General features: G+C 47.8%; 13 protein-coding genes and 2 pseudogenes. 5 read left to right on the top strand and 10 right to left on the bottom strand.

The features are described 5' to 3' along the window. Positions 1-45: 45 nt before the first annotated feature. Both AB2L51_RS02115 and AB2L51_RS02120 read left to right on the top strand, forming a co-directional pair. Entirely contained in the window at positions 46-639 is a 594-nt protein-coding gene (locus AB2L51_RS02115) for a peroxiredoxin (RefSeq protein WP_395580917.1), read from the top strand. A 71-nt stretch (positions 640-710) separates the two neighbouring features. Continuing rightward, a complete protein-coding gene (locus AB2L51_RS02120; protein ID WP_395580918.1) occupies positions 711-2,015 on the top strand; it encodes a lactonase family protein in 1,305 nt (434 codons plus the stop codon). A 47-nt stretch (positions 2,016-2,062) separates the two neighbouring features. Here AB2L51_RS02120 and AB2L51_RS02125 read toward each other — a convergent pair whose 3' ends face one another. From AB2L51_RS02125 to sodC, 6 genes are all read right to left on the bottom strand, one after another. Further along, positions 2,063-3,097, bottom strand: coding sequence for a sulfate ABC transporter substrate-binding protein (locus AB2L51_RS02125; RefSeq protein ID WP_395580919.1), 1,035 nt, complete (start codon positions 3,095-3,097; stop codon positions 2,063-2,065). 28 nt (positions 3,098-3,125) lie between these two features. Further along, positions 3,126-4,808, bottom strand: coding sequence for a porin (locus AB2L51_RS02130; protein ID WP_395580920.1), 1,683 nt, complete (start codon positions 4,806-4,808; stop codon positions 3,126-3,128). Positions 4,809-5,020: 212 nt separating this feature from the next. Continuing rightward, positions 5,021-5,230 carry a hypothetical protein gene (locus AB2L51_RS02135; RefSeq protein ID WP_395580921.1) on the bottom strand — a complete coding sequence of 70 codons (210 nt, stop codon included), beginning with the start codon at positions 5,228-5,230 and terminating at the stop codon, positions 5,021-5,023. Between the two features lie 246 nt (positions 5,231-5,476). Continuing rightward, positions 5,477-6,487, bottom strand: a complete 1,011-nt coding sequence (locus tag AB2L51_RS02140; protein WP_395580922.1) for an MBL fold metallo-hydrolase — start codon at positions 6,485-6,487, stop codon at positions 5,477-5,479. Between the two features lie 81 nt (positions 6,488-6,568). Then, positions 6,569-7,597, bottom strand: a complete 1,029-nt coding sequence (locus tag AB2L51_RS02145; RefSeq protein ID WP_395580923.1) for an MYG1 family protein — start codon at positions 7,595-7,597, stop codon at positions 6,569-6,571. A gap of 232 nt (positions 7,598-7,829) precedes the next feature. Next, positions 7,830-8,360: a superoxide dismutase[Cu-Zn] gene (gene sodC / locus AB2L51_RS02150; protein WP_395580924.1), complete on the bottom strand. Its 531-nt coding sequence runs from the start codon at positions 8,358-8,360 to the stop codon at positions 7,830-7,832. Positions 8,361-8,679: 319 nt separating this feature from the next. On the opposite strand from sodC, the pseudogene AB2L51_RS02155 reads away from it, so the two are divergent. Both AB2L51_RS02155 and AB2L51_RS02160 read left to right on the top strand, forming a co-directional pair. Further along, positions 8,680-9,434: pseudogene (locus AB2L51_RS02155) on the top strand (IS5 family transposase); the annotation flags it as partial. Between the two features lie 336 nt (positions 9,435-9,770). Then, positions 9,771-11,261 (top strand): glucosyltransferase domain-containing protein, encoded by a 1,491-nt coding sequence (locus AB2L51_RS02160; protein WP_395580925.1) that lies wholly within the window; start codon positions 9,771-9,773, stop codon positions 11,259-11,261. A 133-nt stretch (positions 11,262-11,394) separates the two neighbouring features. On the opposite strand, the gene AB2L51_RS02165 is transcribed toward AB2L51_RS02160, so the two are convergent. The 3 genes and pseudogenes from AB2L51_RS02165 to AB2L51_RS02175 form a co-directional block, all read right to left on the bottom strand. Beyond that, positions 11,395-12,360: a glycosyltransferase family 2 protein gene (locus AB2L51_RS02165; protein ID WP_395580926.1), complete on the bottom strand. Its 966-nt coding sequence runs from the start codon at positions 12,358-12,360 to the stop codon at positions 11,395-11,397. Between the two features lie 356 nt (positions 12,361-12,716). Further along, a pseudogene (locus AB2L51_RS02170) lies at positions 12,717-13,093 on the bottom strand (integrase core domain-containing protein); the annotation flags it as partial. Between the two features lie 306 nt (positions 13,094-13,399). Then, positions 13,400-13,597 carry a hypothetical protein gene (locus AB2L51_RS02175; RefSeq protein ID WP_400920565.1) on the bottom strand — a complete coding sequence of 66 codons (198 nt, stop codon included), beginning with the start codon at positions 13,595-13,597 and terminating at the stop codon, positions 13,400-13,402. On the opposite strand from AB2L51_RS02175, the gene AB2L51_RS02180 reads away from it, so the two are divergent. Next, the gene (locus AB2L51_RS02180; RefSeq protein WP_395580991.1) at positions 13,546-15,225 is read left to right on the top strand and encodes a Na+/H+ antiporter; all 1,680 of its coding nucleotides are present in this window, start codon (positions 13,546-13,548) and stop codon (positions 15,223-15,225) included. The genes AB2L51_RS02175 and AB2L51_RS02180 overlap by 52 nt on opposite strands. Before the next feature lie 22 nt (positions 15,226-15,247). Here the strand turns inward: AB2L51_RS02180 and AB2L51_RS02185 are convergent, their stop codons facing one another. Continuing rightward, on the bottom strand, positions 15,248-15,982 hold the full coding sequence (locus tag AB2L51_RS02185) for a pirin family protein (protein WP_395580927.1): 735 nt from the start codon (positions 15,980-15,982) through the stop codon (positions 15,248-15,250). Positions 15,983-15,991: the final 9 nt, after the last annotated feature.

Raw genomic sequence — 15,991 nt, forward strand, 5'->3', positions numbered from 1 at the left:
AGGCACAGTTTTAAACATGCCCCTACCGGAGTGAAAACATATGGGATGCTTAGGGTGATCAGGAAGACAACATTTTTAAACGCCGTATCAGGCTTTTTGGTCACGCTTTCTGTCGTAATCAGCGCATGTCTGAGCACCGGAGCGGCTCATGCAGCCTTATCCGAGGGAAGCAGTGCCCCAGATTTTACACTCCGAGGAGCTCTGGCTGGCGAACCCTTTACATTTTCACTCAAAACGGCTCTCACACAAGGGCCTGTAGTCCTCTACTTTTTCCCTGCCGCATTTACTACGGGCTGCACGCAGGAAGCGCATGATTTTGCAGAGGCTGCAGAGCAGTTTCATGCTGCTGGAGCCACGCTTATTGGCATAACTGCGGGGAATACTGATAGGGTTGCTGAATTTTCAAAAGTGGAATGCCGGGATAAATTTGCTGTTCTGGCAGACCCGGGAGCTTTAACAGCTATTCTGTACCACTCAGTTAATACAGAGCGTCATACTTTACTCTCACAGCGCACATCTTATGTTATTGCACCAGATGGGACTATTCTACTGAGCTTTACCAGCAATAACCCGGAACAGCATGTTTTGGAAACTCTGGATGCCTTGAAAAAGTGGCGTGAAGGTAAAAGACAGAAATAAACCACACTGGTAACACGACATTAAAATCCGATTTTTTGCTCATTTCAGTATGACCTGTAATAATATAAGACATGAGCCATAAATATAATATGTTGAGCCGCAGATTTTTTGGTTTTTCCATCATGGGGTTAGGTCTTGCCTCTCATTTTGGAAAAGCCTTCGGAGACAACGCTCCCCCTCCCGCCCCTATTCCCAGAGCTGCGTTACCCAAAGCTAGCCCGGAAAAAGCGGCAAAAAAAATTGGACCGCGCATTTTATGTTATGTTGGCGGCTATACGCGTTCAGGCCCGGCCGAGAGTAATGCAACTGGCATAACCTTATTTGAAATGAACCCGGAGAGCGGTATCTTAACCCAACTGGGGCACGTAATCCCTGCGGATAATCCTTCTTTTCTGGCGTTCTCTCCGGACCAGAACAGCCTGTACACGGTTAATGAAATCAGTGATTTTGAAGGCGGACATACGGGGTCCGTCACGGCTTTTCAGGTCAATCGCCGTACCGGGGTGCTCACCAAATTAAACGTCATGAGTAGCGGCGGGGCAGATCCTGCGCATTTAAGTGTGCACCCATCGGGCCAATATCTGTTTATTGCCAATTATACCGGTGGCAGTGCAGCCGTCATGCGTATTCAAGCTGATGGTAGTCTGGGACTGTTGACTGATCTTGTGCATAATACCGGGCCTAAAATGCCAGAACGGGCGGCGGATAACCCTCCCGGTAATTATGCGGTGAGCGACCACTCTGGCTCCCATGTGCATATGATTCAAGCTGATGTGAACGGCAAGTTTGTTCTGGCCTGTGATGCCGGGCTGGACAGGATTTATGTGTGGCAGTTTGATATGGAAAGCGGCACTTTAAAACCTGCCGAAAAACCCTGGTTGAGCATGGAGCCGGGTTCTGCGCCTCGCCATTTCTGCTTTAGCCATGACGGGAAGGTTATTTACATTCTGGGAGAACAGGATTCCCGTGTGGTTGTAGCGGATTATGATGCCAAGACAGGGGCCATGCAGGTCAAGCAAACAGCTTCAACCGTGACTGCCCAGTTTAGGGGAAGTACACTTGCCGCTGAAATTATTTTGCATCCGACGGGAAAATTTCTCTACGTTACTAATAGGTTAGGCAATGCCATTGCCTGCTTTAAAGTGCATGAAGACGGGTCGATCACTTTGTTTGATGAAGTCTGGGTACATGCAGATTACGGGCGAGCTTTAAGTTTTGATCCGTCCGGGAAGTTTGTGTTTGTTGCCAATCAGCGGAGTGATTGCATTACATCCCTGCGCGTCAATACAGAAACAGGTACGCTTGATTTCACCTGGCACTTTGTACCCATTGGAACCCCAACATCTTTTGCATTTACTGTTCTTGACTCTGTTTGATCATTAAAAACGCGTTGCACATTAAAGTGCAACGCGTCATTTCAGTTTTACTTGTAAAGACTATCAAAAACGCCGCCGTCAGAGAAATGTTCTTTCTGCAGCTTGGTCCAGCCACCCAGGCTCTTTACATCAAAGGTATTCACTTTAGGGAAGAGTGCCTTGTTTTCTTCCAGAATTGCAGGGTCAACAGGACGGAAATAGTGTTTTGCACCAATTTTCTGCCCTTCAGGCGTAAACAGAAAATCCAGATATGCTTTGGCTACCGCTTCGGTCCCATGCGCCTTGACATTTTTATCTACAAGCGATGCAGGAGGCTCTGCCAGAATGGTCTGTGATGGCACAACAATTTCAAACTGATCCGGTCCAATATCACGCGTGGCCAGAAGTGCTTCGTTTTCCCACGCTAGCAGAACATCGCCCAGATTACGCTGCACAAAACTGTTTGTAGCGCCTCGTGCGCCTGTATCAAGCACCGGCACGTGTTTGAACAGGTTTTTCAGGTAGGCTTTGGCGGTTTCTGGCGTACCATCCTTTTGGTGCAGAGCCCATCCCCATGCTGCCAGATAGTTCCAGCGCGCGCCACCAGATGTTTTGGGGTTGGGAGTAATAACCTGCACGCCATCACGGATCAGATCCGGCCAGTCATGAATGTTTTTGGGATTACCTTTACGAACCAGAAATACAATGACGCTGGTATATGGGGTTGCATTATGGGGTAGCCTACCTTGCCAGTCAGCCGCAATAAGGCCATGCTGAGCCAGCAGATCAATGTCATAGGCCAGACCGAGTGTCACCACATCCGCTGGAGCCCCTTCCATTACAGAGCGCGCCTGTGCTCCTGAGCCGCCGTGCGCTGATCTGACACTCACGGTATCTTCCGGATGATTTTTATGCCACTGCGCAGAAAATGCTTTATTCACATCGGCGTAAAGCTCACGCGTTGGATCGTAGGAAACGTTCAGCAGGCGATAGGATTCCGCATGACCTGCTGTTATCTGTGAGCCTGCCAGAAAAAAAACACCCAATACCGCCGTTACTTTGGAAACGGCACGACGAACATTAAAAAAGTTTTCCTGCTTCATAAGCCTGGTCCTTCATTATAAAATCAGATCAGAATACAGCCTGTACACGGCCAGAAACAGCGTTGCCACTGCGGCCAAAGAAATTGGCATCCGTTGATTTTGCACCATTGTAGCTGGAAACACTAAAGTGTGTATAATCCAGCATGACCTTGATATGCTGGTTGGGGTACCAGTTCAGCCCACCTTGCCATACGGTCTGCTTATTGCCTGTTTCTCCATTGGTGTTAATGATATTACCAGTCATTTTCGTTGTGCCAGATGTCCGCAGGTCGGTAACACTCCAGCGCCCGCTAACCTCCAGCGCGCCCCAATGCCCCTTGGACGGATCAAAATCATATTCAACCCCGGGGGTCGTAAACGCAGCAGTTTTTTCGTTATAACCACGTCCATACCCCAACAGAGTATAGTTTGCAGCTACGTACCAACCGTCAAAGCCAATGGCAGGTGGGTTTATGCTCGCCGCTACGTTATCGTGCTGCGCTCCAATATGATAATATTCCCCCTTAAGCAGGAGTTTTTTATACCGAAAGCCAAACTGTGGCCCAGCAGCCCATATCTGGGAAATATTTGTTAGAGCACCAGACGTCAACAACTCAGTTTCACCCAAAGAGACTTCAACATTATTCTTGAAAGTTGTAATCCTTCCATTATTTGATTGATTAACTTTAAATGCCACCGTTGCTCCAATCCCGACATGCACATCAATATCTCTGGAAACATAAGGGCGACCCGCCGCACGGAATACAGCGCCAGTTTGACTGTCTGTTATAGTTTTGTCAGATGTCCGATCACCAAATTTCTGCCCAGTAAAATATCCTGAAACAAGCCAACGTTTTTCGTAATGCTCACCACCTATGCTAAAGCGGGCTACGCCCCCCGCAATATTACGGACCAGATCAACAATAGTCGGACGCTCCAGAAATTCAAATGCTCCCGAACGCTCGGCATTTTCTTCTTCCATACGGGGCTGAAAATACCCGATGGTCAGATTTGTATTGTGCAGGCCAGTGTAATTCAAATTGGCTTCAAACAGACTAACAGTGCCATCACTGTTATTGGCACCAAAGTCTGGTGTTACGTTCACGACCCAATCTTTATACCGCCAGGACATATAAATACGCATACGCCTTGCATTTTCAGTAAACTTGTTGAAGTTCCCTGCACTTTCCTTCCCGCGCTGACCAACCCCCATAAAACCTCCCAAATCTTCCTGCGCCATCAGGCCAATGGAAACGGCATAAGCCTTATCATCCGATGCAATGGTTAGCCTACCTTTGGGAAAACCGATTTTAATGCCACCAATATCCACACTTTCATCTTTGGCGGATGCTGCCTTGAAGCCATTCCATGACTGTACCGGCCCTCCTGGCAGGGCAATACGGCTATCATTGGGGCTACGCGGGCCATTATCGGCGGGCAGAACAACCGGGGCTTCCCGGAACCGGGGTTGTGCATCATCCGGACCGGCTGCCATTAACGTGCGAGGGGTGTGCCCTACTTTGCGACTATGCAGATTGGCGACATGCTCATACTTGTCCACCCGTGCCTGAAGACGGTGGATTTCTTCCATCATTTCCCGGTGCATTGCAGCAATCTCGCGCCGTAACGCTGCGTTTTCTGCATCCGATGTTGCTGCCATCGTTACATATGGAAAAAAAAGGCCTGATACTGTTGTTGTTAACAGAACACCAGCCCGAACAGACACCACCATAAGCTCCCCCAAACTTAAAAAGTTTTATTTTAATATGGTGTAATACCATAAAACAAAGATGATTATGTTTTGACCCCGAACCATTCAAAACACAACAAACGCCCCACTACCTACTTTTTGCAGATAATGTTCGACACAACCAATATGAATTACGAAAACTGTCTGATGCCAGTGGCATCATGTCAAACGATTGCTGGCCCCTGCTGGCGCGGTTAAACCGCGCTCAGGTTCTGTTGCGCAAAAGTTGTTTTGAATTTGCGAATAACAGATGTCCGCAAATCCTGCCCATTCGGGTAGCGCTTGTTATGCAAGCTCTGCACGCTTTCATGCGCTGCATAAAAACGGCGGGTCTGGCGATCTTCTTCAAGAATAATGGCACCAACAAAAGTGCCATTAATTTCAATAATACGCGATTCAAACATGATTTTTCCCCACCAGGTAATAACCGACCCGGAAGGTAATAAAACCCACAGGTCAGGCGTTAAATGTTTTAACGTCGTAACATCGGCCTAGCCGACACATTCGATCCCACAGGTTTTGCATCTTATATACGCTCCTCATGTGCCACGCGCTTAACGTGTGGTTGTGTATCACCCATATTTCCACGATAGTCAATTATATAATTTTAAAAATAGTTGTTTTTTTATATCACGATAATTGTTGTTATTTTATAGGTATCTCTCTTGGTAACCATCAAACTGATAAACCTGCCCCGGGCTTGCGGCTCTAAACCGCTCTAAACTGCAATTTCCCGCCAAAAGAGCGGCTTGCAGAGCTTTTTCCGGTGCTCGGATACCTTCATCCGTAAGCTGAAAAGTACCCCAATGGATCCCTATGGCCTGTCTTGCCTGTATGTCTTTGTAAATACGCACTGCTTCATGTGGATTGACATGCTGCTCTGCCATAAACCATCTCGGTTCGTAAGCGCCAATTGGAATGATGGCTACGTCCGGCGCACCATAGCGGGCATGCAGGGCGTGGAATAATGCGCCATCGCCGTAGGCTGTATCTCCGGCAAACCAGAGTTTTTGGCCGCGGATATTCAACCAGAACCCTGCCCACAATGCCATTCGCCGGTCAAAAATGCCGCGTGCAGACCAGTGGTATGCTGGTGTCAGCGTTACACTCAATGCCGGGGGAATAACCTGTTGCTCATACCAGTCTCCAGTAAGAATACGGGCTTCTGGGATGACTTTTTTAACTATGTGATCATTCCCTAAGGGCATGATCATCAAAGGGTTATGTGCGGCCTGTAACCGCTTGAGTGTCGCCAGATCAAGGTGATCATAATGATTATGGCTGATCAGCAGCACATCAATCGGTGGTAGATTTTCAAACGCGATGCCCGGTGCATTAACCCGTTTGGGACCAGCCCAACGCAATGGGCTGGCTCGCTCTGACCATACCGGATCGGTCAGGATATTGAGCCCTGCTGCCTGAATAAGCACTGTAGCATGGCCAACCATGGTGATACGCAGGGCATCCACGCTTTTTTCTGGCACAGATGCCGTTATGGAAACAAACTCTGGCCATGGAGTACGTTGTGACGTACTTCTCCAGCGCCACAGATCACGCAAGGAGCGGTCTGTGGAAGGCTGCCCGGGATTGAAAAAACGGGTTCCATCAAAATGGTCTGTTCTAGGACCTGCATAGTATTTATTGTGCGTTAGAAAAACCATGCACGCCCCTCCCCAAGGCCGAACATGGTGCGCCCAATGATACAGACGCACCATGCATAAAGCTGGAAGTGTGTTCGGCTCTCAGCCTTGCTGCTGTTTCAGCTCTGCATCAATTTCCAAGGCCTGCCGAGCCATTGCCAAAGCCCCCTCCCGGCTTGCCGCGCCACAAATAAAGCGCGCGGGATGAGCAAATACTGCATCGGCAACACCACAGACTGCGGCAAGGTCCTGCCCGTTCAGGCCACCCCATGCTTCTGGCAGGGATATGCGCTGGCCGAAAGCACCGCGTTCTGGCGGAATAGCCTTAACATTCCATTGCCCGCTACCCGTGGGCGAAACCACGTAAATAACGGGAAGATCATGCTCAAAAATAACTTTTTCGGTTGGCATGCCCGTTTCCATCAGCAGAATACGCTTGTCCTGCGCATTTTTATACGCGGACAAAACGCGCTCGGTCGCTTTCAGGCTGGCACGAACACGATCTACCGTGTTGACCAGATGCGATGCGACTGCGGTTGCCGCATTGGCAAAACCAAGGGTTTCACGCCGCTTGGCTTCTTCCGGGCCGTGGAGTTCCGCCGTGTCCCATGGGGGGCTACAGGCCGAAACAATATCCGCCAGTGACAGCTTGCCCATCTTGGCTATGCCATTGTCATCCTGATCGATCGGCACAACCAGTGATTTATCAATACTCTGCCAGATAGCCGTAATTGTAGCGTCATCCACATTAGTGCGCACCAGATTGCGTACAGCAGCCTTACCGTAGTCTTTCCACAGCAGCCCGGCGGCACTGTATGGCGTGCCATCTTCGCGCAGGGGTTTATCCTTCATGTGGTGGTCGTAACGGCCTTTTGGAGGGTCATAAACTCCTCCAACATCGAACACGATATCAGCGGCCTGAATGCGCTCGGGATCGCGCGAGCGGTGGAACTTCAGGCAATCATCGGGGCCTTCGCCCAGAATACGGGCACGTAGATCCCCCATTGGGGCCAGCGCATAATGGAGAACAACATACCCGAGTGTTTCATCAACATGGAAGTTACCCGAATGGGTCAGTGCGGTTGTGATGGTAGCCTCATGACCGAGACCAATAGGGGTATGTTCAGACATGACGATGACCTGCTACAGACTGAGGATAAATTTTCATAAGCTTCCTCATGCCGCAGGCTCTGGTATCAGACAACCGGCTTTGTCAGAATATATGAACTTAATCCGGTTTTTTCGGGTCCATGCTCAGACAGAGAAACTGTGTTTGCTCCCTAAAAACACAGTATGCGCCATCCCTCAGTTCTGCGGGATGGCGCACGGGGCATAAACTCGACCTATATCCGGGAATTGCTGTTTATTTGATAACCGCACAGGCTACCCGATCCCCTGCCCCGCCAATCGGCTGGCTCTGGTAATCATCGGGATGGGCATGAATGACCAGTGACGAGCCATCCGCATCCAGGAGGGCAGGCTTACCTTTACCAGCTTTCAGTGCAACCAGAGGGGAGAAAAGCTCTACCGTAGCTGTGCCATCAGCTCCCACAAACACGTTAGGCAGATCGCCTGCATCGTTCGCATTAGGGTTCAGCAGTCCATGCACAACCGGAGACGTTGCATGGACATGTGGTCCAGCCGTTGTAAACTTTGGCCCTTCGCACACGCCCTTGTCGTGGAAGTGCATTCCATGCCAACCTGGTGTCAGCCCTTTTGCTTCCACCCGTAGTATAACGCCTTTGGGTGCGTCGGTAATGGCAAGAGTGCCGTGTGCCGCACCATCCGCGCCCACCAGAGTGCCCGAAGCTGTATCGGCCGCATGGGCCAGAGATGGCAGCAGAGCCATTGTGCACGCCAGAAGAACCAAATACTTTGAATGAACCATAACCATGGCGCATGTCCTTTCAGTCAGAAATCAAGAGGGTTTGCCCCCCTTGGCGTATCATAAAATACTGGCCACGGGGTTTAGTCCGTGTGTTTACCAGAGAACCCTAGAACATCGTGCGGCAATCCACCACGTCTGATCGGAGAGGCAAAACAGTCCTGTGTAGATACAGTCATGCCGCATCCCGGAGCGACTGTCTGGAAATCCAGATAAAAACGCACTCTACCCTAGTAGGTTCCCACAGCAATTCCAGGCTCAGGACCTATTAATTTATTGAACTGAGCGAGAGGTTGTGATTCACAGGCTTACCGATGGAGGGTGGCCTGTGAGTGATGTGTTTATGCTGTCTGAGAGCCAGATGAAGCGGATTGAGCCGTTTTTCCCTCTGGCGCACGGAGTGCCACGCGTGGATGACCGGCGTGTTCTGAGCGGGATCGTTTATGTGATCCGCAACGGTCTTCAGTGGAAAGACGCCCCGAAAGCGTATGGTCCGCACAAGACCTTATATAATCGCTTCATCCGGTGGAGCCGCCTGGGTGTCTTTGACAGGATCTTTGTCGCCCTGACAGAACAGGCCGGCTGTTCAAAGCGTCTGATGATCGATGCAACACATCTCAAGGCGCATCGGACATCGGCCTCCCTGCTCAAAAAGGGGCTTTTCCCCGCCATATCGGACGGACAAAAGGCGGCCTGAACTCAAAACTTCATGCCGTGTACGATGATCAGGCCGACCTGTCCGCCTTCATCTGACTGCGGGACAGGTCAGTGACTTCAGAGGCGCAGACGTACTTCTGACAGATCTCCCCGACGAGACAGAAGAAGTCATTGGGGACAGAGGCTATGACAGCAACCGGATCAGGTTATCGCTTGCTGAACGCAATATCACTGCCTGTATTCCCCCGAAAAAGAACAGGACATCAAAGCCACCTTACAATTGGCATCTGTATAAGAAGCGCCACCTCATCGAAAACATGTTCGCAAAGCTGAAAGACTGGTGACGGGTGGCAACACGATACGACCGCTGCGGCTCATACCTTCATGTCTGCAATCCACATCGCAGCAAGCTTCATCTTCTATCTCAAAGAATGTGTCCTGAGCCTAGAAAAAATGAAATGGCAATGCTACGTGGAATGCAGTTGCTTTCAATATCTAGATGTTGGGCGGCATGAATTTTGTGTAACCTTGAAGGGGTGACTCTTTGTCTTACTGCTTGCAAGTTAATTGGTCTGGAATGAGTCTACTATGTCTGGAGTCTTCGGGTGAAATGGTAGGTAGAGACGAAGTCAGAGAGGTTCTGGCGTAACTGGCCATCCGTTTTGAAGTGAAAATTTTGAGGATTAAGCAATCATAGAGAGCTGTAAGCAAAAAATAAAATATTTTTACAACATAAATAAATGGGAAAGGTTTTAATAAAACATGGGAATATTAATCAGAAAACAAGACGAAAAAAGAATATTATTTATTTTTATTTTTTATATATTATTTTCTTTTCCTATATTTTTGGCGAATGTTTACTATAATGATGATGATGCGAGAGCATTATATGGAGCGACTTGGAGTAGAAGTGGTAGAATTTTTTCTACTGCTTTAATGAACTTATTAGATTTACGGTTTAGAAATATTTTGGATTTATCTCCTTTGGGGCAAATCCTAGGTTTACTAGTCCTTGCTTATGCTGCTGTCCGTTTTACTCAAAGAGTTACTCAGTCTACACAACCAAGCTATTTTGCATTATGTATGTGCGGATTGCCATTAGCAATACAACCATTTTTCTTACAAAATCTATCGTATAAATTTGACTCATTGACAATGCTAATGGCTCAAGCTTTAGCTGTGTTTGCTTGTGTATTGCCTGCGCAGTGGTCGAAAAAACGAAAGTTTAGTGCATGTTTTATGTTACTTATTGGAGTAATGGGCTTCTATCAAACGGGTGTGAACACATTTTTAGCATTATCCCTACTTATTTTTTTATGTGATTACCAATATGATAATACTCTAAAGACTTGGGGTGATCTTGGTATAAAAATAGCAGCCTTTTTTGTAGCTGCCTTGTTGTATAAAGAGCTGATTATACCCGCTACGATACATGGTCAGCTTGAACGTCATCAGGCTGTTACGCTTGATTGGAAGACGTTATCATTTCATGTTTTTTCAGATAATATAACTAATATCTTAGTTTTAGTTTCATCGTTACTAACGCAGGGAGCTAAGCCTTTATTATTGGGTTTATACAGCTTTGCTACTTTGGGTTCGTTTATAGCTGGTGTTCAGTATTTTTGTAGGAAAAATCTATCTGATGTTTGTGTTGGTATTTTGTGCTGCATTCTCCCTTTTATAAATTTATGCCTATTATCGGGAATGCTGTTAATGCTTAAAAATGTTGAATATGTTCCCCGTGTTTTAACGTCATTTTCAGCATGCATCATTTTTGTTAACTTATTTTTCATGAAAAGTTTTTTAAGAAAAATTAGATGGATAGCATTTATTCCTATTTTATATTTTTTTGTTATTTCTTATAGTTATGGAAATTTGCTTGCGGAAAATTCACGTTTTGAACTGTATCATATACAGCGTGTTGCTTCTGCATTAAAAGATGCAGGCTTTCATTCGGGTGATAATTTGTTCTTATATGGCAATGAACCTTTGTCTCCTATTGTAGAAAATGCAGTCAAAGCCATGCCGATTTTAGATCATTTAAAGCCGTATCTCGCTATCCGTGATGATGAGTATTTTGGTTATATTATTTTACGAAGCCGTGGGATTGATGGAAAGGAGCATACTGCACAAGCTTGGGTAGACGCACGAGGCTGTTTGAATCGAGCTAATCAAGTATATGTCACTGCTGATTTCATGGTTTTTCGTAATGATCGAACATTTTGTGTAAAAGAACAAAATGGGAGTTATTAATAATAAATAGGATTTTATTCTAATTCTTGGAGTGATTATAATGATCACTCCAAGTCATTGGGTGTATAAACACTCTCCATATTGGCAATTTCAAAAAGAATTTTAAATTTTATATGTGTCTATTATTGAGGGTTCACTTATCACTTTCTGGTTTAGAATCATAGTTGTGATAGGACTCTACAAAATAAAGTGGCCTGTTTTTTGTTTCATTAAATATTCTTCCTATATATTCTCCAATGACACCCAAACTTATAAGCTGCACACCGCCTAAAAATAGGATAACACTCATTAGGCTTGCATAGCCTTTTACATGAGACCCAATTATAATAGTATTCATTATTATCCATATACCATAACATGCGGAAACAAACGATACAGCGAAGCCAAAATATGTTACTAATTGCAGAGGGAATACAGAAAATGAGGTAATCCCTTCTAAGGCTAGATTCCAAAGTGACCAATAATTAAAACTTGTTTTTCCACCTGATCGAGGGGCTCTCTCATAAAGTAACTCTTTAGAGGGATAACCAACCCAACAAAAAAGTCCTTTCATAAAACGATGGCGTTCACGCATTTGCAATAGATCATTAAGTAATCGTCGGCTCATAAGTCGAAAGTCTCCCGTGTCAGGTGGAATGACAATCCGGTTACCTAGTTTTGCCATGACGCGATAAAACATCCAAGATGTTATTTTCTTTAAAATACTTTCGCCATCTCTTATGCGTCGTCGTGCATACACCATATCTATATCATGAGACCACACAGAAACCATACTTTGTATTACTTCTGGTGGATCTTGTAAGTCGGCATCAATTACAATAACACCGTTAGTGCCACGCGCATGATCCAAACCTGCCGTTAGAGCAATTTCTTTTCCAAAATTTCGTGAAAGATTAATAACGGCAACTTTCTTATCCTGTTTCTGCAAATCATATAAGATAGCAAGAGTTTGATCTGAGGACCCATCGTTCACATATACAACTTCCCATGTGTGTCCTATTGACTCCATTACTATACCTAGTCGTGTATGAAACTCTGCCAGTACACACGATTCATTATAGCATGGAACAACAACACTTATTTCAACAGAGGCCAGCATTTGTGAATTATTACCTTACAGTTACATTATTTCAATAAGAAATCGCCTATATCTCATATCTAAGTGTCTGACCGGAAAGGTGCCTTGGCTAATCCAGCAAGTATTTTTCTTAATTCGGTCGTTACAGCCATTTAGGCTAGTCTGCTCTGCTCAGATACTTGAAGTTGCGTGTTAGTAGTGCCTAGAAAAAGAGTCTTTACACGTGATTTCCTTTTTTAAATTATCTTTTCAGGTTAATACAAAATTGCAGGAATAACAAAAACGAAATGATTATAATTAAGAACTCGGTAAAATTCCAGAGCTGCTGTAAAAAGGCTGATCCGCGAGACGCGCATTGGTGATCTATATATCCGACGCTAGGTGTTTAGTCCCGGGATTTGATGGGTTGGATTGACGATGAATCTTTCTGGCTCTGAAGTCCAGATCTTGCAGATGTATTCATAGGGTGTGAGGCCTTTGAGTGTCTTGAGCCTTCGTCTGAAATTATACGCGCCATAAAGTCATTGAGATGCGCCCTCAACTGGTCATGGCTGTCGTAATGGAAGCGTTTAACGGTTGCCTCCTTGATTGTACGGTTCATTCGCTCGACCTGACCATTGGTCCAGGGGTGATTGGGTTTCGTCAGGCGATGCTCGATTCCGTTGGCTTCGCAGATCATGTCAAAACGCATGGAACGTGACCAGGCCGTGCTCCGGTTGCGGGGCTGCTCAGCGAACTGGATGCCGTTGTCCGTCCCGTCTTCTGGTCTTCGACAGTCTGGCGCTTCCGCCATTTCGCAACTGTTTTCGGGTTGATCCCGAACTCCTTGCTCAGCGACGAGAGCGAAGCCTGCGATCGCTGTAGTGCTGCTCGCACCGCGTGCGTGGTCGTGGCGCTCCCATGATGTATCTGTCCCATAAGACTTCCTTACCACTCGTGTGAAAATATCACACCATCAAATCCCGGGACTAAACACCTAGAATACCTACGCGCCAATGTTGGCCTCATGACCTGTTGTTCAACGTTTTTTCTGATCTTTGTCACGCAACCCTGTGGCAGGTCAGGCTTTATGAACAGATAATTTTTTACCAGAAACATCACTTAATAAAATACTATCAGGCGGGTCGGATTCCAATAATGCACATGACATCGGTTGTGCTTCTACTCTTGTTGATAACGGCGGTAGCAGGGCCTGCTGCCCGACTGATGCGCCTGCCATTGCCACTTTTATTGATAATCTGCGGTATTGTGGCATCACTTCTCGGGTTTCATATTGATTTTGAACCCGACACCTTTTTGCTCCTCTTTATTCCTCCCCTGCTTTTTTCCGACGCATATCTCATGCCGTTACACGATTTTCGTGAATTGCGCTGGCCTATCCTGCTACTGGCCGTAGGACTGGTTATTTTTAGCACCATCACGGGCGGGTATTTTATTCACTGGCTCCTTCCTGTAGTCCCCCTTGCCGCAGCATTTGCCCTAGCGGCCATCCTTTCCCCCACCGATGCAGTGGCCGTGGGGGGCATGATTGATGAAGAGCGCGTTCCCAGACGCTTTTTACATATTCTGCAAGGAGAAGCCCTGCTGAATGATGCTTCCGGCCTTGTCTGCTTCAAATTTGCCGTGGCTGCCAGTCTGACCGGCACTTTTTCCGTCATGCATGCCCCTGTCGGATTTATGCTTGTGGCCGTGGGTGGCATTTTAATTGGTATGGCTTTGACGTTTGGCTTTAATTTTATCAACCGTATTCTGTCCCGCCATGGTTTTGACGAACCCACAACACAGATCACGCTCATGACCCTGTTGCCTTTTGCTGCTTACCTGCTGGCTGAGCATCTGGAAGCATCAGGCATACTCGCGGCAGTCAGCGCTGGGTTAAGTCTTAACCAGAGCAGGGTATTTGGTTCGGCCCAGACCGCCACACGCCTGCGCGGAAGTGCCGTATGGGAAATGATTACTTTTGTTTTTAATGGTCTGGTCTTTCTGCTGCTTGGGCTACAACTGCCAGATATTGCAACACAAGGCATCAACACCGCCAATCAGGCGGGAGACAGCACATGGTCTTTGGTTGGCACCATTATCCTGCTGACCAGCATGCTGCTTCTGCTCCGTCTGGTCTGGATATTTTTCGTGAGCAGCACACGCTACCTGATTGCAAAAATACGTGGGCATAAGACAGGCCGGGTTTCCGTTACGGAAACAGCGGCCATGACCATAGGTGGTGTTCGCGGCGCGGTAACACTGGCGGGTATCCTCTCCCTTCCCATTGCGGAAAACGGTTTGCCGGCATTCCCCATGCGGGATCTGCTTGTAACCTTTGCTGCCGGTGTCATTATGACATCTCTCCTGATCGCAGCACTTGTATTGCCACCTTTAAGCCGCCGCCTCCGCCATGATGGTGGAGACCCGGTTAACCGGAAAGCAGATGAAGCCCGGACCCTGCTTGCGCTGGAAGCGATTGCGGAAATGGAGCGCCAGTCTGCCCTTGTCACCAAACAGCTGGACGAAATTACCGCACAGCAACGTGCAGAAGTGACAGCAGCTTTGATTGCTGAATACCGCTTCAGACTGCGGCTTCTGGAAGACGCCCCTGATGACAAACTTAAGGCCGAAGACTGCCAGAACCCCGACGGCCCGCACCGGGATACGGCTTTGGCAAGGCGGCGGTTTGAGGCAGCCCTGCGTCTCCATCTACTCCGGACAGAGCGTAAGGCTCTGGCGCGCATGCGGCAGGAAGGACAGGTGAGTGACGAAATAGAACGCCTTTTAACCCATGACCTCGATCTGGAAGAAACCGCACTTTCGGGCAGTGCTCGCGCCCTGCCGAGACATCTGCACTACACGGACGGCCCCAAAATGTTCAACCCGCTCATTTATACGGGCTGAGTGATGGCTCTGTGCGCCATGTTCAGGATGCAATATCGGTCAAAATAACAACAGCGTCCTGTGTGGCCATGACAACCACACGTTCCGTCTGGGTCAGCATTGCTCCGTCCCCCTCGCTCAGAGGCATGTCACATATGGTAATGCCTCCACGAACCACCAGCACATACAGGTCCCGGCCCGGCATTGTCTGGTAAGCTGCTCCTTCCCCTGCGGAAATGTCAGCATGCAATACCCTGCTGAGCGCCCTGAGTGTTACGGGGGCGCCGTCATCTATGATCTCCGTCTCCTCCGGATCATCTTCGGGAAAACCGGAGGCGACAATCCGAAAACCGCCATCTTCCAGCTTTGGAAAAGCCTCTCTCGCTTCCTGCGTGGGCTCTCCGCCCTCCGTATCAGCCAGAAGCCAGAACTGGATAAACGAGGCCCCGTCCGCCCCAGCCTGCCACGCCATGGCGTGAACACCCATCCCGGTGCTGAGCAGATGCAGACCGCCAGAGTGTATGGATTCTGCTGGAAAATCCTCCACATGTGTCCGCAATGAACCGGAGCGCAACCATGTTATAATATCCACATTGGCTTCTGGCCCCAGTTGGTAACAGCCTTGCGATGGAATTGTTCCAAGATTGATCGCCCTTAGCCGCCCCTCATGCTCATCATGCTGCGGCGCCTGATAATCCGCAAAGGCAAAATGGCACCGCAAGGTAAGCGTATCGGAATGGGCCAGACCCAGACTATCCGCCCGACGGATGGTTATCATGGCGTATTC

It is taken from the genome of Acetobacter fabarum, from assembly GCF_040702925.2.
Classification (GTDB): domain Bacteria; phylum Pseudomonadota; class Alphaproteobacteria; order Acetobacterales; family Acetobacteraceae; genus Acetobacter; species Acetobacter fabarum_B.